This window comes from Pseudomonas sp. gcc21, assembly GCF_012844345.1.
In the GTDB taxonomy this organism is placed as follows: Bacteria; Pseudomonadota; Gammaproteobacteria; order Pseudomonadales; family Pseudomonadaceae; genus Halopseudomonas.
Genome location: NZ_CP051625.1, coordinates 3683027 through 3706193, shown reverse-complemented (window position 1 = coordinate 3706193; position 23167 = coordinate 3683027). Strand labels below are relative to the sequence as shown.

Here is a 23167-nt window from a genome sequence, read left to right as displayed (position 1 = left end):
CCTTTTGTTTTTTGCCGGGTCAGTTCACAGTATGTTGACAACAGCGACACTGAAAGTTGCGCATACCAATGCCACAGCCAGAATCACCAGCAGCCCGTCGTTGACCACCAGCGACAATCCGAAGGCGGCCAAAGCCAGCCCCACCACGGAGGCGGAAAACGGCACAATTTCCATCATTGGCAGGCCGACGCTGATCACTACACAGATCAAGGCAATCGCGTAGGCCGCGCCGTTGGTCACCAACACCGTGAGCCGGGGGCGCAGGACGGAATCAACGCGCCGCGCCACCGGGCGCACCCAGGATATCGCCTTGATCAGGTGGTCATGTTTGACCGAGCGATCGAGAAGCCAGGCTGGCAACCAGAACTGCTTGCGCCCGAATAGCATCTGCACCGCGATGAGAAGGACGAATACCGCCATGGTCGTGGCCATGCCGGGTATCCCGCTGAGCGGAGACGCGAGAATGATGCCGACCAACATCAACAGGGGCCCGAAGGAACGCGTACCGATGGACTCAACCACCAGCCGCAGGGAGACTTCATCCCGGCCCCGGTTAAGCCTGGCGAGATGATCCAGTAACTGTTGAAGGTTTCGCAGGGGTCGACGCATGGCGTGAGATCGTCCTCGCTAAAGCTCAAAGCTTGGAGGAAGATTCGGCTGCGTTAGTTCGGTCAGAAACGACTGCGGCCCGGATCGCTCCGGGCCGCAGGGCATTCCAGCTGTACAACAGGCCGTTTCGGCACGGCCTCCCAGCGCTTTACCTAGAGCGGTTTGCCGCGATTGCCATGGGCAGCAACGAATTGCTGAACATCAACCAGATGGTTCGGCAGTACGCTGCAGCGTTCCTCGCGCTCGAACAGATCAGCCAGATGCGCTGGCAACGCCGGCTCCTCAGCGATCGAAGATTGGCGCACCGCATCAGGAAACTTGACCGGATGGGCCGTACCCAGCGTGATCATCGGCAAACTCATGGAGCGGCGACACTCGCGAGCTGCGCGAACTCCGATCGCGGTATGCGGGTCCAGCAGCTCGCCACATTCCTTGAAGACTTCAGTAATGGTGGCGCAGGTCTGCTCATCGTCAACGGCTAACGAATCGAACAGGCGGCGGGTTTCAGTCCAGCGCTCTTCGTCCACCGACAATTTGCCAGTCTGACGGAACTGATCCATCAGCTGGGCCACCTGCAGGCCGTTACGTCCGTGCATGTCAAACAGCAAGCGCTCGAAGTTGGACGAGACCATGATGTCCATCGACGGCGACAGCGACGGATGCAGCGCGTCCTTGTCGTACTGGTTGCCGCTCATGAAGCGGTGCAGGATGTCGTTACGGTTGGTCGCCACGATCAGCTGACTGATCGGCAGCCCCATGTTGCGCGCCAGGTAACCGGCGAAAATATCACCGAAGTTGCCGGTGGGCACAGAGAAGGCCATCGAACGCGCTGGTCCACCGAGCTGCAGCGCAGCGTGGAAGTAATAGACGATCTGCGCCATGATGCGCGCCCAGTTGATCGAGTTGACCGCTACCAGACGGGTGCCCTTGAGAAATGCCTGATCGGCAAAACTGGCCTTGACCATCTCCTGGCAGTCGTCAAAGTTGCCTTCGATGGCGATATTGTGAATATTGTCACCAGCAATGGTGGTCATTTGCCGGCGCTGCACTTCCGACACCCGGTTATGCGGATGCAGGATGAAAATATCGACGTTCTCGCAACGGCGACAGCCCTCGATTGCCGCAGAGCCTGTATCCCCCGAGGTCGCTCCCATGATCACCACGCGTTCGCCGCGCTTGGCCAGAAAGTAGTCCAGCAAACGACCAAGCAACTGCAGGGCGAAATCCTTGAACGCCAGCGTCGGACCGTGAAACAGCTCCATGACCCATTCGTTAGCCGCCAGCTGACGCAAGGGTGCGACTGCCTGGTGCTCGAATACAACATAGGTTTCGCGCAGGATTTCCCGGAAGTCGGCGTCGGGAATGCTACCGGCAACGAAGGGCCGCATCACATTGAACGCCAGTTCGTGATAAGGCAATCCAGCCCAGGAGGCAATCTCCTCTTGGGTGAAGCGCGGTAAATTCTCGGGCACATACAGGCCACCGTCGGTAGCCAGCCCTGCGAGGAGTACATCTTCAAAGTTCAGGGCCGGTGACTGGCCACGGGTGCTTATATAGCGCATATCGTCACACCTTCGGTTCGCGCTGCAAGCGGCAAGCTGTAAGCCCCAAGCTGTCCGAAGCGGACCTGCTTGTCGCTTGTCGCTAGCTGCTAATTAGTTAAGTTGTTCTACCCGGATCCGCATCAGCGGCGCAGCGATATCATCCAGTGCTTCCAGAGCCGCGATGGCTTCGTTCATGCTCTGTTCACGCACGCGGTGCGTCATCAGAATGATCGGCACCAAGCCATCCTGCTCCTCGGCTTCCTTCTGGATAATCGATTCGATATTAATGCCGCGCTCGGAGAGGATCGAAGCGACTTTGGCCAGCACACCGGGACGGTCCTTGGCATGCAGGCGCAGATAGTAAGCTGTGTTCACATCCCCTACCGGCAATACCGGGAAATCGGACAGCGAGTCGGCCTGGAACGCCAGATGCGGAACCCGATTGTTCGGATCGGTCGTAAGCGTGCGCACCACATCAATGATGTCCGCCACGACTGCAGAGGCGGTAGGTTCCGCACCTGCCCCGGCACCGTAATACAGCGTGGAGCCGACCGCGTCACCGTTGACCATGACTGCGTTCATCACGCCTTTGACATTGGCCAGCAACCTGTCGGCCGGGATCAATGTCGGATGTACCCGCAACTCAACACCGGACTCGGTGCGCCGTGCAATACCCAGATGCTTGATGCGATAGCCAAATTCCTCGGCATAATTCACGTCGGCCGTGGTCAGCTGAGTGATGCCTTCGGTGTAGGCCTTGTCGAACTGCAGCGGAATGCCGAATGCAATGGAGGCAATGATAGTCAGCTTGTGTGCCGCGTCGATCCCTTCCACATCGAAGGTCGGATCAGCTTCTGCGTACCCAAGTGCCTGCGCTTCAGCCAGTACATCGGCGAAGGTCCGGCCCTTGTCGCGCATCTCGGTGAGAATGAAGTTGCCGGTACCGTTGATGATGCCAGCAACCCAGTCAATCCGGTTAGCCGCCAGGCCTTCACGCAGCGCCTTGATGATCGGGATACCGCCGGCCACGGACGCCTCAAAGGCAACCATAACCCCCTTTTCACGCGCAGCCTCAAAGATTTCGTTGCCGTGCACGGCAATCAGGGCCTTGTTGGCGGTGACGACGTGCTTGCCATTGGCGATCGCCTGCAGCACCACTTCTCTGGCGACGTCACTGCCACCGATCAGCTCGACGATAATGTCGATTTCAGGATTGTTGACCAGCACAAACACATCGTCGACCACCTCGGTGTCGCCGAGGCTGCACGCCGGGTTGAGCCGCCGCGTGGCAATCTGTGCCACCTCAATATCACGCCCGGCGCGCCGCACGATTTCCGCTGCGTTGCGTTGCAGGACGTTAAAGGTGCCACCGCCAACGGTGCCCAGACCACATATTCCAACTTTGACCGGTTTCAAACTAAGGCCCCTACTTATCCGCTGTGTTGTTTGTCTGAATTGAGAACCATCCAGGTACGTCCGGATCGAACAGCCAACGCTACTGGTTAGCGAGGGCTTCCTTGGCCAATGCTGCAGCTGGCTTGTAGCCAGGAATCAGCACGCCATTACCCAGGAAAATCGCAGGAGTACCCTGTACCCCAACCTGACGACCGAGCTCAAAATGCTTGGCGACCGGATTATCGCAGGTCGCTTCTTTCACGCTGTCACCCTGCTTGGCGCGGGTCATGGCTGCTTGCTGATCCTCGGCGCACCAGATCGACTGCATGGTGCGTGCTGTCTCGGTCGACATGCCGCCACGCGGAAAGGCCGCGTAGCGAACTTCGATCCCCAGCTTGTTCAACTCGTCTACTTCGGTGTGCAACTTGCGGCAATAACCGCAATCCGTGTCAGTGAACACGGTGATATGAGCCTTCCGTTCTTTGGCAGGAAAGACCACGAGTTCGTTTTCCGGGATCGCATCAATCGCTTCACCGATGCCTCTGGCTTCAGCCTCGGCAGTCAGATTGCGCGGCTGCGCTCCGCTGACATCAAATATCGCGCCCTGGATGATGTAGCTTCCATCTTCGCTGACATACAACAGGCGACCACTTGCAAGCTGCACCTGATACAGGCCGCCAACAGGCGCGGGACTTACCGCCTTGATGTCGCCGCTCAGGTTGAGTTTGTCGAGACTGGCGCGGATGGCTTTTTCGGCATCAGCCGAGACCTGCGCAGCGCACAGGGCCAGCAGACAGCCGGCAACATATCTGAAACGCATTGATTCGATCCTCCGGAAGACGCGCAAGCTTAGCATGAAACCGCCCCATCACCCACGTGGATGATGGCTGGCGTGCAGATCCTTCAGGCGATGGCGTGCGACGTGAGTGTAGATCTGCGTAGTAGACAGATCGGTGTGACCAAGAAGCATTTGTACCACACGCAGGTCCGCGCCATGGTTGAGCAAATGGGTGGCAAACGCATGCCTCAGGGTATGCGGTGACAACGCACTGCGAATGTTCGCCTGTGCGGCGTGAAGCTTGATCCGGTGCCAGAACGTTTGCCGGGTCATCTGCCGCGCCCGCTTGCTGGGAAACAGCACATCACTGGGCTGACCGTTGAGCAAAGCCGGGCGGGACTCGCGCATGTACCTATCGAGCCAGCTCAACGCCTCCTCACCGAGCGGCACCAGCCGCTCCTTGTTACCCTTGCCGGTTACCCGCACGACACCCTGCCGAATATTAACCTGATCCAGCCGCAGCTCAACCAGCTCGGTAACCCGTAGACCGCACGCATAAAGCACTTCGAGCATGCAACGATCACGTAGTCCCAGGGAGTCATCGACGTCTGGCGCATCCAGTAGCGCCTCGACATCCGCCTCGCTGAGGGACTTGGGTAGCGAACGTCCCAGCTTGGGCAATGCGATGTCCAGCGTGGGATCTTCAGCAATCAAACTCTGACGCAGCGCGTGTCGATAAAAGCCGCGGAGGCAGGACAAATGCCGTGCTGTTGAGCGGGCGTGATAACCCTTGCCGATACGCCAGGCCAAATGCTCCATCAGCATTGTTCGTGTGGCTGCCAGCAGGCCCGAGCGGCGCTGAGTCAACCAACCACTCAATAACTCAAGATCGGTGCGATAGGCGGTCAGGGTCTGGCGCGACAGTCCGCGTTCCAGCCACAAGCTTTCGAGATAGCGCTCGATGGCACGCATATCAGCTGCGGGCAGAACCGATTCAGGCGGGGCTGACTCGCCATTCCCTGCCCCATGTTGCTGCGAGCTAGCCTGATTGATGCTGGCGGACATGCTTACCTCATTTTGCTGGCTGCTCATCATAAAACCATCAGGCAACAAAAAAGCAGCCCGAAGGCTGCTTTTTGTGCTGCAGGACTGAAATCAGCCCAGCTTTTCCTTGATACGTGCGGCCTTGCCGGACAGTTCACGCAGGTAGTACAGCTTGGCTTTGCGAACATCACCGCGACGCTTGACGTTGATGCTATCGATCAGCGGCGAGTAGGTCTGGAAAGTACGCTCTACGCCGAAGCCGTTGGAGATCTTGCGCACTGTGAAGGCAGAGTTCAGCCCACGGCTACGCTTACCGATAACCACGCCTTCGAAGGCCTGCAGACGCTGACGATCACCTTCCTTTACTTTTACCTGAACAATAACAGTATCGCCCGGCGCGAACGCGGGGATCTCTTTGGTCATCTGTTCAGCTTCGATCTGGGCAATAATATTGGACATCATAAACTCCTGCACAAGCCGCCGGACTTGCTAATGGTTATCGGTTTCCTGCTCGCGGATGAATTCCGCCAGCAGCTGTTGCTGTTCTTTGCTCAGCATAAGATCCTCGAGCAACTCTGGCCGGCGTTGCCAGGTTCTGCCCAGGGACTGCTTGAGTCGCCAGCGCCGGATTAACGCGTGATTACCACTGAGCAGCACCTCCGGTACGCGCTGCCCTGCAAACTCTTCCGGCCGGGTGTAGTGTGGACAATCCAGCCACCCTTCCGAGAACGAATCTTCTACCGCAGAATCCGCATGCCCGAGCACGCCGGGAATCAGACGGGTCATTGCATCCAGGAGCACCATGGCCCCCAGCTCACCACCGGAGAGCACGTAATCGCCGATGGACACTTCTTCATCGACACAGCGCTCAATAATACGCTCGTCAATGCCTTCGTAGCGTCCGCACAGCAGCACGACGCTTTCCAGCTGCGCCAGCTCCGCGGCCCGTTTCTGGCTGAGCGGCTGACCCTGGGGTGAAAGGTAGATCACCCGTGGAGGCGTTGGGGCCTGCTGCCGGATAGCCTCGATGGCTTCGAGCAGGGGTTCCACCTTCATCAGCATTCCCGGTCCACCACCAAATGGCCGATCATCGACAGTTCGATGACGATCATGGGCGTGATCACGGGGATTACTGAACGCAACGCTCAGCTGGCCACGCTTTACCGCACGACCGGTTACGCCGTAATCGGTAAGTGCCGTAAACATCTCGGGAAACAGGGTAACTACACCGGCCCACACCGGTCAGAACTCCGGATCCCAGTCAACCTGCACAATACCTGTGCTCAGATTGATATCTTTCACGTACTGGTCCGGCAGATACGGCAATAGCCGTTCACGCTGATCCAGACTGCCTTCGCAGGGCTTGACCACAAACACGTCGTTGGAACCGGTTTCCAATAGATGGTCTATGCGACCAAGCAACTGACCTTCGAGGGTCACTACCTGCAAACCTTCCAACTGGTGCCAGTAAAACTCACCTTCATCGAGACCAGGGAGCGCGTCTTGCACTACACATATCTCGAAGTCCGTCAGATCAAGCGCCTGGTTGCGGTCGTTCAGCCCTTTGAGCTGCACCACCAGCACCCGGCCCTGAATTCGGGCATCGGTGAAGGTTACTGTCCGCGTTTCGGCGCCCTTGCGGAGCGTCCACTGCGGATAGTCCAGAATGTTATCCAGCGGGTCGGTATGCGAATACACCTTGACCGCCCCGCGAATTCCATGAGCCCCGACAATCTTGCCGAGAACCACCAGAGGTGATTCAGCGGACTCAGGCACGCTGGTCATATTCAGGCAGAAGCCTGATTTTCCTTCAGCAGTGATGCAACACGCTCAGACGGCTGTGCACCCTGGCTCAGCCAGTAAGCTACGCGCTCCTGGTTGACCGACAGGCGGGTTTCAGCACCGGCAGCAACCGGGTTGAAGAAACCTACACGCTCTACGAAACGGCCATCACGGGCGTTGCGGCTGTTAGCGACGGTCAGATGATAGAAGGGGCGCTTCTTGGAGCCACCACGAGCTAGACGAATGGTTACCATGTGGACATCGTTTCCTGTATTTGAGTAACGCTACAATATTTCAACGAGCCTATAGCCCGAAAGGTCGCGTATTCTACGGAATAACGCGGCCATTGAAAACAGTTATTTGTCCCGTCGCCGATTCGGCGACAGGTCCGGTCAGAACTTGGGCATACCGCCACCGGGGGGCAACATACCGCCGCCCCCTGCGCCGCCCATCCCGCCCATGCCGCGCATCAGCTTGGCCATACCACCCTTGCCGCTGACTTTCTTCATCATCTTCTGCATCTGCTTGTGCTGTTTGATGACGCGGCCAATATCCTGAATCTGCGAACCAGATCCGGCAGCAATGCGGCGCTTGCGCGAGCCGCTGATGATATCAGGATTACGTCGTTCAGCGGGGGTCATCGAATTTATGATGGCCTCCATCTGCTTGAACTGTTTTTCAGCCTGGGTCTGTGCGGTTTCCATCTGGGACGGATTGATCTTGCCCATCATGGGCAGCTTGTCCATCAACGACCCCAGTCCGCCCATGCCGCGCATCTGCTGCAACTGGTCACGGAAATCTTCCAGATCAAAGCCCTTCCCCTTCTTGAGCTTCTTGGCGAGCTTCTCGGCCTTGTCTTTATCCAGCTTGCTCTCGGCCTGTTCGATCAGACTGAGCACATCGCCCATGCCAAGAATGCGCGAGGCAATACGATCCGGATGGAATACTTCGAGCGCGTCGGTCTTTTCCCCTACACCCAGAAACTTGATCGGCTTGCCGGTGATATGACGCACCGACAGCGCTGCACCGCCACGGGCGTCGCCGTCGACCTTGGTAAGGATCACACCGGTCAGCGGCAACGCCTCGTTGAACGCCTGTGCGGTGGCCGCTGCGTCCTGGCCGGTCATGGCATCCACAACAAACAGGGTCTCTGCCGGCTTGGCCGCCGCGTGCACTTCTCGGATCTCGTTCATCATGTCGGCGTCGATTGCCAGACGACCGGCAGTATCGATAATCAGTACATCCATGAAGCGATTACGCGCTTCACGTATGGCCGCATCGACGATATCCACCGGACGCTGGCTGATATCCGACGGGAAGAAATTGATACCGACTTCCGCCGCCAGCGTCTCCAGCTGTTTGATGGCCGCAGGGCGATAGACGTCGGCACTGACGACCATCACCTTTTTCTTCTGGCGCTCGCGCAGGGTTTTACCCAGCTTGGCAACCGAAGTGGTCTTACCCGCGCCCTGCAAGCCCGCCATAAGAATGATCGCCGGGGGCGCTACGCTGAGATTGAGCCCTTCGGACCCACCCATCACCGCTTCCAGCTCGGCCTTGATGATCTTGACGAACACCTGACCGGGCGACAGGCTGCGCGACACCTCCTGCCCAACCGCACGCTCCCGCACCTGGTCGACAAAGCTCTTCACGACAGGCAGCGCCACGTCGGCTTCAAGCAATGCCATGCGCACTTCGCGCAGCGTGTCCTTGATATTCTCTTCGGTCAGCTTGGCCCGGCCGGTGACACCGCGCAGGCTATGGGAAAGGCGTTCGGTAAGATTTTCAAACATCGATGGTTCTCCTTTGCTTCACACGCCCGCCACGGGAGAGAAGCCTGTTAGCCGGCAAGTATACCTTTGCCTATGCGCAGATTACAGGGAAGCGCTTTATCAGCACCGCGGCTTATGCCACACTCCCTTATTGTTGGTAACCACTCTCAAGGACGTATGACTGCTCTGATCCCCAGCATGCTGGCTGCCGGGCTTTACCTGGGCGGCACGCTTTATCAATTTCAGTGCCTCAGCAAGCGCCTGACAGCGAATACCCATATCCTGCGTATGGTCGGGTTCGTTGCGCTTCTGGTACATGCGGCCAGCCTTTTTCTGCAGCTATTCTCCGATCAGGGATTGTCACTCGGCTTTTTCAATGCAGCATCATTGATCGCCTGGCTGGTAGTCAGTCTCACGCTTGTGTCCAGCTTCCGCGCCCCGGTCACGACTTTGCTGCTGAGCCTGTATCCGCTGGCGCTGGTGACTGTTCTGCTGGCGGCGTTATTGCCAGACCACGGCACTATTTTTGTCGCCGACCGACACGGTCTGATCGTACACATACTATTGTCGATTCTCGCCTACGGCATATTGTCCATTGCCGCCTTCCAGGCTGTGATGCTGGCGGTTCAGGAATATCAACTCAAACACAAGCGCCCTACCCGCTTCATTCGCACCTTTCCGCCGCTTCAGACTATGGAGCGTTTGCTGTTCCAGTTTCTGATGTGCGGCGAGGTCCTGCTTACCCTGGCGCTCATTTCAGGCTTCGTATTTCTGGAAAACATGTTCGCCCAGGATGTCGCGCATAAAACCCTACTATCGTGTCTGGCATGGGTCTTGTTCGGCATCCTGTTATGGGGCCGGCACGTCCGCGGCTGGCGCGGCAGCAACGCAATCCGCTGGACCCTCGCAGGTTTCCTGGTGTTGATGCTCGCGTATTTTGGTAGCAAACTGGTGCGCGAATTCATACTCCCACTGTGATCATCTTCTACAGTTCCGAGGCATTCCCTTGAACGAAGCCCCCATCGGCATGCTGATGCTCAGTCTGGCAGTGCTGATCCTTCTTTCCGCATTTTTCTCCAGCTCCGAAACCGGCATGATGAGCCTCAACCGTTACCGGTTGAAGCACCTGAGCAAGGAGGGAAACAAATCCGCCAAACGTGCTACCCGCCTGCTTGAACGCCCGGACCGGCTGTTGGGTACCATCCTGGTCGGCAACAATATCGTCAATATCCTTGCTGCCTCGATCGCTACGATTGTCGCCGTGCGGATATGGGGCGATGCCGGCATTGCAATCGCGACCATCGGACTGACGGTCGTCATTCTGATATTCGGGGAAATCACGCCAAAAACGCTGGCCGCGCTGCGCCCGGAAATGATCGCCTTCCGCGTCGGCATCATTCTGGAATTGCTGCAGCGACTGTTCTATCCCATCGTCTGGGTCTGCAATGCACTGAGTAATGGTCTGCTCAAGCTGATCGGGGTGAATCCGGCTGATGCCGACGAAGGCCAGCTCTCCACCGAGGAATTGCGCACCGTTGTCCGCGAAGCCGGCCTGGGGATCACCCGTAGTCGGCAGAACATGCTGCTGGGCATTCTCGATCTGGAAAAAATGACCGTCAATGACATCATGGTCCCGCGTAATGAAGCGATGGGCATTGATCTCGACGACCCGCTGCCTACCATCCTCAGTCAGCTGCGCACCTGCCACCACACACGCCTGCCGGTCTATCAGGGCGACATCAACAACATTACCGGCATCGTGCATATGCGCTCCATCGCACGCTTGCTTAGTCGCGGCACCCTGACCAAGGAATCGCTGATTTCAGCGTGCAAGGAACCTTATTTCATCCCTGAAAGCACGCCGTTGCATACGCAGCTGTTTAACTTTCAGAAGAACAAGCGCCGCATCGCATTTGTAGTGGACGAATACGGGGATGTGATCGGACTGGTGACGCTGGAGGATATTCTCGAGGAGATCGTGGGCGAGTTCACCACTGATCTAATGCCGAGTCAGGATGTGCATCCGCAGGATGACGGCACCTTCGTGATCGACGGCAGTGCAGCCATTCGTGATGTCAACCGCCAACTCCAATGGAAGCTGCCGGCCGACGGCCCCAAGACGCTGAACGGATTGATTACCGAGCAACTGGAAAGCATTCCGGAAACCAGTGTCTGCCTGGCGATTGGTCCGTATCGGATCGAGATACTGCAGACCAAGGACAACATGGTCAAAAGCGCCCGCGTATGGAACCGGGCGCTGGATCAGATCATGGCCGCAAAACCGCTGTAGCGCCTTGCGGCGCCACAGCTCTCGTTTTACAACCTGACGTCGACTGCCCCTGCCGCGCACGACGCTTTGTCGCGCGCCTCTTCAACTGTTGCGCCACGCGCCAACGCAACGCCCATACGTCGCTGACCGTCCACCTCAGGCTTGCCAAAGAGACGCAGCTGGGTATCGGGTTCGGCAAGCGCCTGGTGCAGGTTATCGAAACAGACATTGTCCGAGGTGCCATTGACCAGCAGCACTGCCGAGGCGGACGGTCCCAGCTGGCGGATCAACGGAATCGGCAAGCCGAGTATGGCGCGCGCATGCAGGGCAAATTCGGACAGATCCTGGGAGATCATGGTGACCATACCGGTGTCGTGCGGGCGCGGCGACACTTCGCTGAACCAGACCTGATCACCCTTGACGAAGAGTTCCACGCCAAACACACCACGCCCGCCCAAGGCGTCCGTCACTGCCAACGCAATCCGCTGAGATTCAGCCAGCGCTGCTTCGGTCATTGCCTGCGGTTGCCACGACTCGTGATAATCCCCAGCTTCCTGACGGTGCCCGATCGGTGCGCAGAAGGTAGTACCGCCAATGTGCCGTACGGTCAGCAGCGTGATCTCATAATCGAAATCCACAAAGCCTTCAACAATCACCTTGCCCTGACCAGCACGGCCTCCCGCCTGTGCGTAATCCCAGGCGGGAGCGACATCTGACTGATTACGCACCAGACTCTGGCCCTTGCCGGAGGAGCTCATCACCGGCTTGACCACGCAGGGCAAACCCACCGCGTCTACCGCCGCAAGATATTCGTCATGGGTGTTGGCGAACTGATAGGCCGAAACCGGCAAACCGAGCTCTTCGGCGGCCAGTCTCCGGATACCCTCGCGATTCATCGTCAACCAGGCAGCCTGGGCCGTGGGAATCACGTGATAGCCTTCCTGCTCAAGCTCGACCAGCATGGCGGTGGCGATCGCCTCAATCTCCGGGACGATATAATCAGGCTGCTCAGCTTCGATGACTTCCCGCAACAATCGACCATCGAGCATGTTGAGTACATGGCGACGATGCGCCACCTGCATCGCAGGCGCGTTATCGTAGCGGTCGACAGCGATCGTCTCGCAGCCCAGCCGCTGAAGCTCGATGATCAGCTCCTTTCCCAGCTCCCCCGAACCGAGCAACATCACCCGCGTGGCATTTGCGGCGTTAGGCGTTCCGATGCAGGTCATAGCTGGTTCCCTTGAGGATTCGTTGAGGCACTGATCCATAAACCCTGATCGCGAGCGCGTTGCTCGCACAGCTTGAGAATTTCCCGCTTCTCGGCATCGCTGATCCGGCCCCAGCGAGTGATTTCCTGGCCGGTGCGCTGACAGCCGGTGCAGATATCCTGGTCATCCAGCACGCAAATGCTGACGCAGGGCGAACGTACGGTTGTATGCATGACCATCAGTCGAGCTGCGGTTTGAGATCGCGACGGTAGCGCTGAGCGTTATGCACATAGTGCGCGGCACCTGCTTCGATCATCTTTTTCTGGGCTTCGCTCAGCTGTTTGACCACCTTGCCGGGGGACCCCATAACCAGTGATCCATCGGGAATTTCCTTGCCCTCGGGTATCAGGGCATTGGCGCCGATAATGCAATGCTTGCCAATTTTCGCACCGTTGAGCACCACGGCATTAATCCCGATCAGGCTGTAGTCATCTACAGTACAACCGTGCAGCATGGCGTTGTGGCCAACTGTTACACCCTTGCCCAGGGTGAGCGGGGAACCGGGATCGGTATGCATTACCGCGCCGTCCTGGACGTTGCTATGCTCGCCCAGCAGGATCAGCTCATTGTCTCCGCGCAGTACCGCGCCGAACCAGACGCTGGCACCCGCTTCCAAGCGCACCTTGCCGACGACCACGGCGCTTTCCGCAATCCATGCATCGTCAGCCATTTCTACGCGGCTATCTCCGAGACTGTATTTCATCGTGATTTCTTCTCCTGGTCCGAGTCATAGGGGATGCTCAGCGGAATATTGGCATCGAAGGCGACGTTCATCAGCTCAGTCAGCATCAGAGCGGTCAGCCCCCAGATCTTGAAGCCCTCATAACGGTAACTGGGCACATACCAGCTACGGCCTTCGTAATCGATACGGTGGGTCATTTCGCGGGGATCTTCGAGCAGGTAGCTCACCGGCACGCGAAAGATCTCTTCAATCTCGTCCGCGTTCGGCGTCAGTTCGAATACGTCCGGGAGAATACCTACGTACGGGGTAACCTTGATGCCAAACCGCGACACCAGACTGTCCATCGGGCCAACGACATCGATCAGCTCCGGGCTCAGGCCTATCTCTTCATGGGTTTCCCGCAGTGCAGTGAATTGCAGGTCGACATCGCCCGGGTCCCGTCGCCCACCCGGGAAGGCGACTTCTCCCGAATGCGTCGATAATCGCTTCGAGCGCAGCGTCAGAATGATCTCGGGTTCATTGTGCACACAGGTAATCGGGATCAGCACGGCAGCCTCCGGCAGGCCCGCCGCTTCGATGACACGCGGCTTGTGATCCATTACCCGCATGCGCAGCTTGTCCAGCATGCACATACCTCGCTGTTTGCCTTGAGTCTGTGGATATCGAGGATGCCGTGGAGGCTCAACTGATCAGGCATTCCGCTCGCCCGCGCGACCGTTAGGATAATTTTTACCGAACCGGTCAAACGCTGCGGGATATCGACAGACCCGTATGATGTCATGATCACCTGACCAGGACCAGAACCCTCCTCGGGCTGAATAGCCGCTTATAGAAGCGGGCGTAGCGGCTGCGGCGCAGCAGGGGTTGCTGCATGAACGGATGAACCGCAAGATATGCCTCAGTATGAATCTTTCACGAAGCGAAGCCGTTACAGATGAAATTTTGCAGCCAATGCGGGGAAGCCGTCTCCGAACGCATTCCAGCCGGCGATAATCGTGTGCGTTTCGTCTGCGCTTATTGCGAGACGATTCATTACCAGAACCCGCGGATCGTCGCCGGTTGCCTGGTAACCCACGAGCACCAGGTGTTGCTGTGCCGACGGGCAATTGAGCCACGCCACGGCTTCTGGACCTTACCGGCGGGCTTCATGGAAAACGGCGAGACCACCGAGCAGGCCGCCCTGCGAGAGACCTGGGAAGAAGCCCGGGCGCGGGTTGAAGCGCAACAGTTGTATATGCTGTTCAACCTGCCGCACATCAATCAGGTTTACATGTTCTTCCGCGGACAATTAGCCGACATGGAATTTGCCGCAGGAGAAGAAAGCCTGGAGGTTGGGCTGTTCAGCGAATCGGATATTCCCTGGGACCATCTCGCCTTTCCCACCATCAGCAAGACGCTGCGCCAGTATTACGCCGACCTGCGTAACCGCGACTTCCCGGTACGCATGCTGGACATCACCTGGCCGGCCATCCGCCGCACCGGCCCCATCGCATGACTCGCCTGCTGCTCACGCTGCTGGTTGTGTTGTTCTCGCCCGTCAGCTGGGCCTCCCCCTCCATCGACAAACTGCTGGTCCACAAACAGGAACGCAAGCTGCAAGTAATCAGCGATGGAGCTGTGATCCGTGAATACCGCGTTGCGCTTGGCAAGCAACCTGTAGGGCATAAACGCCAGCGGGGAGACCAGCGCACTCCCGAAGGCATCTACAGCATCGATTGGCGCCACAAGAGCCCCAATTACAATCTGAGCCTGCATCTCGATTATCCGAACCTCAAGGATCGTGCGGCTGCCTATGAGCGCGGCCTGGACCCCGGCAGCATGATCATGATCCATGGCACCCCGGTGGACGAAAACTACCCCGAGTGGTTCTACAAGGGCCTCGACTGGACCAACGGCTGCATTGCGCTGGATAACCAGAGCATGCAGGAACTATGGGACTTGGTGCCAGATCAAACTATTGTCGAAATCAGACCTTGACCCAGGTCAACACCCAGGGCTGCCCATTAAGGGAGACTCTCTCATAGAGGACATGGCGGACGGTTAGCCTGTTGTAGTCACGTGAGGAGATTCCGATGAAGATCAAATTGCTGTATCTGGCCATTGCCGCAAGCATGGGCCTGAGCCCGACGGCCATGGCCGATCGCGCCACCAGCGAGCCTATCCAACCCATCCAGGAGGCCAAGGTAACTGAGCCGGCCAAGGTCGAGCTGGGTAAAAAATTGTGGTTCGATCCACGCCTGTCCCGCTCCGGCTTCATCTCCTGCAACTCCTGCCACAACCTGAGCACCGGTGGCAGCGATAACCTGCCTACTTCTATCGGGCATAACTGGCAGGAAGGGCCGATCAACTCGCCGACGGTGCTGAACTCCAGCCTGAACGTTGCGCAGTTCTGGGATGGCCGGGCAGCAAACCTTCAGGAACAGGCTGGCGGCCCGATCTCCAACCCGATGGAAATGGCTTCCACTCACGTACTGGCGCTGGACGTCATCAATTCAATACCGCAGTACCTGCAGGAGTTCGAGGAGATCTACGGCACCAAGGAAATCACCATCGATAACGTCACCGACGCCATCGCCGTGTTTGAGGAAACGCTGGTGACACCCAATTCCCGCTTCGACCAGTGGCTGAAGGGCGACGACAAGGCGTTGAGCGAAGAAGAACTGAGCGGCTATCAGACATTCAAGGATATCGGCTGTGTCGCCTGCCATAACGGCCCGGCCGCTGGCGGAACGTCCTTCCAACGCATGGGCATCGTCGAACCCTATCAGACAACCAACCCGGCCGAGGGGCGCGTAGCGGTCACCGGCAAGGACAGTGACCGCTTCAACTTCAAAGTGCCGACCCTGCGGAACGTGGAGCTGACGTATCCCTATTTCCACGACGGCGCCTACTGGGAGCTGGAAGAGGCCGTGGATGTCATGGGCCGTCTGCAGCTGGGACGTCAGTTGAAAGAAGGCGAAATCGATAACATCGTCGCCTTCCTCAAGACCCTGACCGGTGATCAGCCGAACTTCCAGCTGCCACACCTGCCGCCATCCACCAACGATACACCTCGTCCGGTTCCGTTCGAGAGCCATGTAGAAGCGGCCGAGGAAGAGAAAAGCGAGTAAGCACCGCGACTGGCTGGTCTGATTCAGCAAAACAGGATGCGAGCGCCGTCACCGGTGCTCGCATCCTGTGCTCACAACTCCTTTGCGCAAATCAAAACGCCGCTAGCGGCCAGACGTCATAGGCGGGCTCTTCATACGGATGCGCCGCCTTCAATGCCGCCACGGAGCGGGCAATCAGCTCGTCACTACAGACCAGCTCAACTCTGTACTCGGCTACTTTCTCCAGCTCGCCCTGTGTGCCGATGAATGGCTGAGCACCGGCTCGTGGACGAAACTGCCCCTGACCCAACACCTGCCAGCAGCATTGCTCGTAATCACCAATGCAGCCTCCTCCCACATCGAATATGGCCTGCTTGACCGGCTCAAGATGCGATTCAGGGACGTAAAAGCAGAGTTTGTACATGCGGGCGCTCCGGGTTGTTGATCTGCAAACCAGTGTTGCAGCCCGGAATGCTTTTCTCAAAGGTCAGAAGCTCAGGCGCAGCCCGACGGTCAGATTGCGCCCCGGAAGCAACACCTCATCTTTGATGAATGAACTGTGCTGGCGAACCTCTTCATTGAGCAGGTTGTCAGCGCGCGCGTACACCAGGTAATCCAACCCCGCTGCGCTCTGCGCGTGATAACTCAATCCCGCAGCCAGCATGCTGTAACCCCCGGTTTCGGTTTCATATTCTGCTGCGTCATCCTGCCGGCGCACGCGGTAGCTTTCCAGATTACCGGTGAGGTGGCTGGACAGGCGCTGCTCAAGCCGCAAACCGTAACGATCCGCCGGAATCCGCGGCAGATCGCCACCGCCATCGCGCAACCGGCCCCGCACACTGTCGCCGAAGAATGTGACCTTGAGATTATCGGTGGCCTGTATGCCGACACTCGCCTCGACCCCGTGGAGTACCGCGTCCTGCTGACGGTACTCCACTACCCGGTAATCGCCACCTGGCTCGTAGCCGGCATCGGCTGCATAAATAAAGTCGTCAATCTCGTTACGGTATGCGCTGAGGCTATAGGTAACCGCGCCGCTGAGTTTACGCAGGCCGACCTCCAGGTTGTGGCCGGTTTCTTCCTCAAGCTCGCTGTTACCCAGCTCCACGGTACGGGTGGCCGCATGCGGGCCGGATGCAAACAATTCTTCCGCTGTGGGTAAGCGCTGCGAGCGAGAGACGCTGCCGAACAGCGCGTAACCAGGTGAGAAGGTCCAGGCGCTGCCGGCTGATATTGACGTGCCTCGGTGCGATACGCCTGTCGTGGCACGTCTGGCATCAATGTCCTGCCATTCATGTCGCAGGCCGATTTCATGTAGCCAGTCGCCCTGCTGCAGTGCTTCTATCAGGAATAAGGCATGATTATCGGTCTGCGTAGCCGGCACATAGGCCTCTTCACCCAATGCGGAAAAATCCCGCCGGGAGGTCTGGCCACCCAGCACGCCCTTCCAGCCTGCAATGGGTTTATGCGTCAGCTCCAGACGTGCCTCGCTACCTTTGTTCTCGAAGCGGGTCCCGACTTCGTCACCCTCAATCTCTTGATGGGTGTAATCGGTATGCCCCAGGCGCAGGCGAAGTCGGTCGAATCCCGCAAAGGGGTCACGGTATTCCCCACGCACATCCCAGCGTTTCTGCCGCATGTCGATGAATGCCGCGTCGTGTTCGTGGTGATGATCATGATCCCCCTCATGGTCGTGTTCATCATGCCCGGGACCATGCCCGCCGCAATGCCATGTCGGACCATGCGTATGACAATCGGCATGAACGTGCCCCAGCAAACCGTATTCCCGATTCTGCACACTGTAGGCCAGGCCTATGTAACCGCGGTCACCGATCCAGCTTAGGCCTAGCGCCGCCGAATCTGACTCGTTGAACGCGCCGTGTTGGCGTGACGGGCTGCCCGGAACCCTGTAAGGATCGGCAGTCAGTTTGCTTCCCTCCAGCCGAACGGCGACCTGACCTGCGCCTGCCGTGACGCCAACCGAACCTGCACGCTCGTCGGCCACCGAATTACCGCGGACCTCCATGTCGACCTCGACACCCTCATCGGGCACGTAGGTGGGTACCTTGCGATCAATCAGATTGACCACACCTCCGATTGCGCCGCCCCCATACATCAGTGTCGCCGGGCCCTTTAGCACTTCTACCTGCTCAAGTAACTGCATGTCGCTGGTTATGGCGTGATCGGGGCTGCTGGTGGACGCATCCAAGGTGCTGACGCCATCGCTTAGTACCCGCACCCGCGCCCCTTCCAGACCACGAATAACCGGGCGCCCCACTCCGGGGCCGAACCCGCTGGAATGAACGCCTGGGAGGCCATCCAGAGTATCGCCCAGCGTTGCGGCACGTCCCGTCACCAGCTCATCGCCGCGCAACACTTCTACCGATGCGCTCATGGCTTCGGCGCGACTGCCATGGGAGGAGGCGTTAACGGTGGTGTCGGGCAACGCCAGAGTATCGGCGTCCGCAGCAGACAGCCCAACAAGGCTGACAAGGCCAATTGCCACAGCCAACGGCTTAGGTAGGGATTTCATTGCTTCCTCGCTCTCAGTTTGATGATGGGGGAATCCCCCCTCCAAATTCGGGAAGCAATATGAATTGTTATACTATTACAATCAAGCGTTTCGTTTAGCTATTTGAAATTAGTCAGTACCGGCTTTTTCGTTTCAGGGCTTGAACATGCGGAACCTAATTTCGCTCCAGATACGAAAATCCCGGCGAATGGCCGGGATTTTCGTACAACGTTGACCGGTTAACCGACCCAGGCCCGCGCATTGCGGAACATGCGCATCCAGCCGCCATCCTCCGTCCAGTCCTCAGGGCACCAGGAGTTCTGCACCGCACGGAACACCCGCTCGGGGTGCGGCATCATGATGGTGACCCGGCCATCTGCCGTGGTCAGCCCGGTAATCCCGCGCGGAGAACCGCCGGGGTTCGCCGGATAGCGCTCGGTCATGCGACCCCGGTTATCGATATAACGCAGAGCGACGCTGCTGCTCGCCTCGCACGCATCGACCGCCTCGCTGGAGGCGAACTCGGCGTGCCCCTCACCGTGAGCGACCGCGATCGGCAAACGCGAACCGGTCATGCCGCTGAGGAATATCGAGGGAGACGGTTGCACTTCGACCATCGCCACCCGCGCCTCGAACTGCTCGGAGCGGTTGCGTACAAAGCGCGGCCAATGCTCGCTGCCCGGAATCAGCTCGCGCAGGTTGGAGAGCATCTGACAGCCGTTACAGATCCCCAGCGCAAAGGTTTCCGGCCGGGCGAAGAATTCGCTGAAGGCCTGACGTGCGGTGTCGTTGAACAGAATCGATTTGGCCCAGCCTTCACCTGCACCGAGCACGTCACCGTAGGAGAACCCGCCGCATGCAACCAGACCGCGGAAGCTGTCGAGCTCAACCCGACCAGTGAGGATATCGCTCATGTGAACGTCAATGGCGTTGAAGCCTGCCCGAGTGAAGGCAGCAGCCATCTCAACCTGACCGTTTACCCCCTGCTCGCGCAAGATGGCTATGCGCGGACGGATGCCCGAGTTGATATAGGGAGCCGCGACGTCTTCGTTGACCTCGTAGCTAAGCAGCGCCTGCAGACCGGGGTTGGCGTCATCCGCCAGGCTTTCAAATTCCATATCAGCGCAATCGGCGTTGTCGCGTAGCCGCTGGATCTGCCAGCTGGTCTCGCTCCACGCCTGCTGCCAGGCACCGCGCGTGCCGCTGAGCACGATCTGCTCGTTGTAAGTGAAGTTCAGCGTTTGCTCCTTCACCGGACGGCCGATCACCGCACTGCAATCACCCAGCCCAACAGAACTCAAGGCGTTGAGCACCCGTTCAGTATCCGCCTGACGCACCTGAATGACCGCGCCCAGCTCCTCGTTAAAGAGCGCAGCGGGCAGATCAGCAACCTGATCGGCCAGGACATCCAGATTGACGTCCAGTCCGCAATGTCCGGCAAAGGCCATCTCCGCCAGCGTCGTCAGCAAACCACCGTCGGAGCGGTCATGATAAGCCAGCAACAGACCGTCGCTGTTCAAGCCCTGGATCACGGCAAAGAAAGCCTTGAGGTCTTCTGCGTCATCCAGATCAGGCGTTTCACTGCCAATACGGTTATACACCTGTGCCAGCGCCGAACCGCCCAGACGGTTACGCCCGCGACCCAGATCGATAAGAATCAGATCCGTTTCGTCCTGGTCCAGTCGCAGTTGCGGCGTCATGGTCTGGCGCACGTCCTGTACCGGAGCAAAGCCGGTGACGACCAGTGACATCGGCGAGGTGACGCTCTTTGTTTCGTCAGCCTGTTGCCAGCGCGTCTGCATGGACATGGAGTCCTTGCCCACCGGAATGGTAATGCCCAGCTCAGGGCACAGCTCCATACCCACCGCACGAACGGTTTCGTACAAGCGAGCATCCTCACCCGGGTGCCCTGCTGCAGCCATCCAGTTGGCGGACAGTTTGATGTCCGATAGCTTGTCGATCCGCGCCGCTGCCAGGTTGGTCACCACTTCGGCGACAGCCATGCGACCCGAAGCGGGCGCATTGAGCAGTGCCAGCGGCGTGCGTTCGCCCAGCGCCATGGCTTCGCCGGTATACACATCGAAGCTGGTCGCCGTCACGGCACAGTCGGCAACCGGCACCTGCCAGGGTCCGACCATCTGATCTCGCGCGACCAGACCGGTGATACTGCGGTCACCGATGGTTATCAGAAAGCTCTTGCTGGCAACCGAGGGCAACCGCAGCACCCGGTCTACAGCCTCGGTCAAATCCAGGCGCGCGCTATCGAACGCATCGCCCTGCTCGGCTTCCCGCTGAACGCTGCGGTGCATGCGCGGCGGCTTGCCGAGCAGAACCGACAGCGGCATATCTACCGGGTTGTTGCCGAAGTGGCTATCGCTCAACGTCAGCAGCTGCTCTTCAGTGGCTTCGCCAACGACTGCAAAGGGACAGCGTTCACGCTCACAGATTGCCTGGAATCGCTCGAAATCGGCAGGATCGACCGCCATCACGTAACGTTCCTGCGACTCGTTGGACCAGATCTCCAGCGGGCTCATACCCGGCTCATCATTGGGAATATTGCGCAGTTCGAAACGGCCACCGCGCCCGCCGTCATTCACCAGCTCGGGGAAGGCGTTGGACAGGCCGCCGGCGCCCACATCATGAATGAAGCGGATCGGGTTCTTCTCGCCCAGCTGCCAGCAACGGTCGATCACCTCCTGGCAGCGGCGTTCCATCTCCGGGTTCTCGCGCTGAACCGAAGCAAAATCCAGATCAGCGGCGCTGCTGCCGGTCGCCATGGAGGACGCAGCCCCGCCGCCCAGCCCAATCAACATGGCAGGTCCGCCAAGCACGATCAACTTCGCACCCACCGGGATTTCAGCCTTTTCAACATGATTGGCGCGGATGTTACCCATACCGCCAGCCAGCATGATCGGCTTGTGGTAGCCACGGATTTCCGGGCCACGCGGCGAGTCGATCGTCTGCTCGAAGGTGCGGAAATAACCCGTCAGGTTCGGGCGTCCGAATTCGTTATTGAACGCCGCCCCGCCCAGCGGGCCGTCGATCATAATCTGCAAGGGCGTGACGATACGATCAGGCTTGCCGTTATCTTCTTCCCACGGCTGCTCGAAGCCCGGGATGCGCAAATTCGATACCGTAAAGCCGACGAGACCAGCCTTGGGCTTGGCGCCTCGCCCGGTAGCGCCTTCATCACGAATCTCACCACCTGAGCCGGTCGAAGCACCCGGGAAGGGCGCGATGGCCGTTGGATGGTTATGCGTTTCGACCTTCATCAGAATGTGCACCGGCTCCTGATAAGCACGGTACTCACCGCTGGCTGCATCCGGAAAAAAGCGCCCCGCAACAAAGCCTTCGATAACCGAGGCGTTGTCCTTGTAGGCCGAGAGCACCCCTTCGCTGTGCATCTCATAGGTATTCTTGATCATGCCGAACAGGCTTTTTTCCTGCGCCTGGCCATCAATATCCCAGGTGGCATTGAAGATCTTGTGCCGGCAATGCTCGGAGTTGGCCTGCGCGAACATCATCAGCTCGACATCACTGGGGTTACGCTCAAGCCCTTTGAAGCTATCAACCAGATAATCGATTTCGTCATCAGCCAGAGCCAGTCCAAGCTCGACGTTGGCCTGCTCCAGCGCGCCTCGGCCGCCGGAAAGGATATCAACTGTGCTGAGCGGCTTGGGCTCAGTGTGCTTGAACAGGTTTTCAGCCGCCTGAAGATCGTCCAGTACCAGCTCGGTCATCCGGTCATGCAGCAGATCCGCCACGATCAGGCGATCGGCGGGTGTGAGCTCCCCCCGAACGTAATAAGCCGTTCCCCGCTCCAGCCGCGCGACCGCATCGAGACCGCAGTTATGCGCGATATCGGTCGCCTTGCTCGACCAGGGCGAAATGGTGCCAAAACGCGGAACCACCAGAATCAGATTGTCGCCAGGCTCTTCAACCGTAACCGACGGACCATATTTGAGCAGTCGCTCAAGCACCTGTTCGCTGTGCTCGTCGAGCTCCGCCGCCAGCTCGGCGAAATGCATGAACTCGGCATACAGGCCCTGCACCGCAGGCACAGTGGACTGAAGGCGCGCAAGCAGCTTGTCACGGCGAAAATCGGAAAGGGCTGGGGCTCCACGCAGAATTTGCATGTCGATATAGGCCTCGGGGTGCTGGAAGGTAAAATTGAAGGCCCATAGGATACCTCAAGCGCTGACTTCCCACCACGCTGGGGAGCGACTCGGACAGCCCACCGGTACGCGGCGGTGCCCCATGCAACACTACTGCAACCCGCCGCTATTGCGGGGCGGTGGATTTGCATATACTTGCGCCCATGCGTCCCATCCCTTTGAACAACACATCCTCGCAGGCTCCACGCGAGGCAGCCAGAACACGGCCAGATGTGCTGCGAAGCGCGCCGACTTCCCGTTCGGTCACA

22 protein-coding genes are annotated in these 23167 nt (G+C 58.7%); 5 read left to right on the top strand and 17 right to left on the bottom strand.

From position 1 onward, the window contains the following. Positions 1–24: 24 nt before the first annotated feature. The 10 genes from HG264_RS17260 to ffh form a co-directional block, all read right to left on the bottom strand. Positions 25–609 (bottom strand): exopolysaccharide biosynthesis protein, encoded by a 585-nt coding sequence (locus HG264_RS17260; RefSeq protein ID WP_169408754.1) that lies wholly within the window; start codon positions 607–609, stop codon positions 25–27. A 152-nt stretch (positions 610–761) separates the two neighbouring features. Next, complete coding sequence (gene thrC / locus HG264_RS17255) at positions 762–2171, bottom strand: threonine synthase (RefSeq protein ID WP_169408753.1); 1410 nt, start codon at positions 2169–2171, stop codon at positions 762–764. 93 nt (positions 2172–2264) lie between these two features. Beyond that, the gene (locus tag HG264_RS17250; protein ID WP_169408752.1) at positions 2265–3569 is read right to left on the bottom strand and encodes a homoserine dehydrogenase; all 1305 of its coding nucleotides are present in this window, start codon (positions 3567–3569) and stop codon (positions 2265–2267) included. 79 nt (positions 3570–3648) lie between these two features. Continuing rightward, positions 3649–4368 (bottom strand): bifunctional protein-disulfide isomerase/oxidoreductase DsbC, encoded by a 720-nt coding sequence (gene dsbC / locus HG264_RS17245; protein WP_169408751.1) that lies wholly within the window; start codon positions 4366–4368, stop codon positions 3649–3651. Positions 4369–4416: 48 nt separating this feature from the next. Continuing rightward, complete coding sequence (gene xerD, locus HG264_RS17240; RefSeq protein ID WP_256663869.1) at positions 4417–5298, bottom strand: site-specific tyrosine recombinase XerD; 882 nt, start codon at positions 5296–5298, stop codon at positions 4417–4419. Between the two features lie 183 nt (positions 5299–5481). After that, positions 5482–5832 (bottom strand): 50S ribosomal protein L19, encoded by a 351-nt coding sequence (gene rplS / locus HG264_RS17235; RefSeq protein WP_169408749.1) that lies wholly within the window; start codon positions 5830–5832, stop codon positions 5482–5484. A gap of 27 nt (positions 5833–5859) precedes the next feature. Continuing rightward, positions 5860–6609, bottom strand: a complete 750-nt coding sequence (gene trmD, locus HG264_RS17230) for a tRNA (guanosine(37)-N1)-methyltransferase TrmD (RefSeq protein WP_169408748.1) — start codon at positions 6607–6609, stop codon at positions 5860–5862. Positions 6610–6612: 3 nt separating this feature from the next. Beyond that, a complete protein-coding gene (gene rimM / locus HG264_RS17225; protein ID WP_169408747.1) occupies positions 6613–7155 on the bottom strand; it encodes a ribosome maturation factor RimM in 543 nt (180 codons plus the stop codon). Between the two features lie 2 nt (positions 7156–7157). Next, complete coding sequence (gene rpsP / locus HG264_RS17220; RefSeq protein ID WP_150301861.1) at positions 7158–7406, bottom strand: 30S ribosomal protein S16; 249 nt, start codon at positions 7404–7406, stop codon at positions 7158–7160. Positions 7407–7544: 138 nt separating this feature from the next. Further along, positions 7545–8945, bottom strand: coding sequence for a signal recognition particle protein (gene ffh / locus HG264_RS17215; RefSeq protein WP_169408746.1), 1401 nt, complete (start codon positions 8943–8945; stop codon positions 7545–7547). A gap of 156 nt (positions 8946–9101) precedes the next feature. Between ffh and HG264_RS17210 the strand changes: the two genes are divergently transcribed. Further along, the gene (locus HG264_RS17210; RefSeq protein WP_169408745.1) at positions 9102–9902 is read left to right on the top strand and encodes an inner membrane protein YpjD; all 801 of its coding nucleotides are present in this window, start codon (positions 9102–9104) and stop codon (positions 9900–9902) included. Between the two features lie 49 nt (positions 9903–9951). Continuing rightward, the gene (locus tag HG264_RS17205; RefSeq protein ID WP_169409192.1) at positions 9952–11214 is read left to right on the top strand and encodes an HlyC/CorC family transporter; all 1263 of its coding nucleotides are present in this window, start codon (positions 9952–9954) and stop codon (positions 11212–11214) included. A gap of 26 nt (positions 11215–11240) precedes the next feature. On the opposite strand, the gene purT is transcribed toward HG264_RS17205, so the two are convergent. From purT to HG264_RS17185, 4 genes are read right to left on the bottom strand one after another with little or no spacing between them, the layout of a single operon-like run. Then, positions 11241–12422: a formate-dependent phosphoribosylglycinamide formyltransferase gene (gene purT / locus HG264_RS17200; protein WP_169408744.1), complete on the bottom strand. Its 1182-nt coding sequence runs from the start codon at positions 12420–12422 to the stop codon at positions 11241–11243. Further along, positions 12419–12634, bottom strand: a complete 216-nt coding sequence (locus HG264_RS17195) for a DUF1289 domain-containing protein (protein WP_306085222.1) — start codon at positions 12632–12634, stop codon at positions 12419–12421. Before HG264_RS17195 ends, purT begins: the two co-directional genes overlap by 4 nt. Positions 12635–12639: 5 nt before the next feature. Continuing rightward, positions 12640–13164: a gamma carbonic anhydrase family protein gene (locus tag HG264_RS17190; RefSeq protein WP_169408742.1), complete on the bottom strand. Its 525-nt coding sequence runs from the start codon at positions 13162–13164 to the stop codon at positions 12640–12642. Next, a complete protein-coding gene (locus tag HG264_RS17185; protein WP_169408741.1) occupies positions 13161–13769 on the bottom strand; it encodes a CoA pyrophosphatase in 609 nt (202 codons plus the stop codon). The genes HG264_RS17190 and HG264_RS17185 overlap by 4 nt, the downstream gene beginning before the upstream one ends. Positions 13770–14077: 308 nt before the next feature. Between HG264_RS17185 and HG264_RS17180 the strand changes: the two genes are divergently transcribed. From HG264_RS17180 to HG264_RS17170, 3 genes are all read left to right on the top strand, one after another. Then, on the top strand, positions 14078–14638 hold the full coding sequence (locus tag HG264_RS17180; protein ID WP_169408740.1) for an NUDIX hydrolase: 561 nt from the start codon (positions 14078–14080) through the stop codon (positions 14636–14638). Continuing rightward, a complete protein-coding gene (locus HG264_RS17175; RefSeq protein ID WP_169408739.1) occupies positions 14635–15120 on the top strand; it encodes a murein L,D-transpeptidase family protein in 486 nt (161 codons plus the stop codon). Before HG264_RS17180 ends, HG264_RS17175 begins: the two co-directional genes overlap by 4 nt. Positions 15121–15254: 134 nt before the next feature. Then, on the top strand, positions 15255–16253 hold the full coding sequence (locus HG264_RS17170; RefSeq protein WP_218573073.1) for a cytochrome-c peroxidase: 999 nt from the start codon (positions 15255–15257) through the stop codon (positions 16251–16253). Between the two features lie 91 nt (positions 16254–16344). Here the strand turns inward: HG264_RS17170 and HG264_RS17165 are convergent, their stop codons facing one another. From HG264_RS17165 to purL, 3 genes are all read right to left on the bottom strand, one after another. After that, the gene (locus HG264_RS17165) at positions 16345–16656 is read right to left on the bottom strand and encodes a YqfO family protein (protein WP_169408737.1); all 312 of its coding nucleotides are present in this window, start codon (positions 16654–16656) and stop codon (positions 16345–16347) included. A 63-nt stretch (positions 16657–16719) separates the two neighbouring features. Next, on the bottom strand, positions 16720–18765 hold the full coding sequence (locus tag HG264_RS17160) for a TonB-dependent receptor (RefSeq protein ID WP_169408736.1): 2046 nt from the start codon (positions 18763–18765) through the stop codon (positions 16720–16722). A 218-nt stretch (positions 18766–18983) separates the two neighbouring features. Next, a complete protein-coding gene (gene purL / locus HG264_RS17155) occupies positions 18984–22880 on the bottom strand; it encodes a phosphoribosylformylglycinamidine synthase (RefSeq protein ID WP_169408735.1) in 3897 nt (1298 codons plus the stop codon). Positions 22881–23167: the final 287 nt, after the last annotated feature.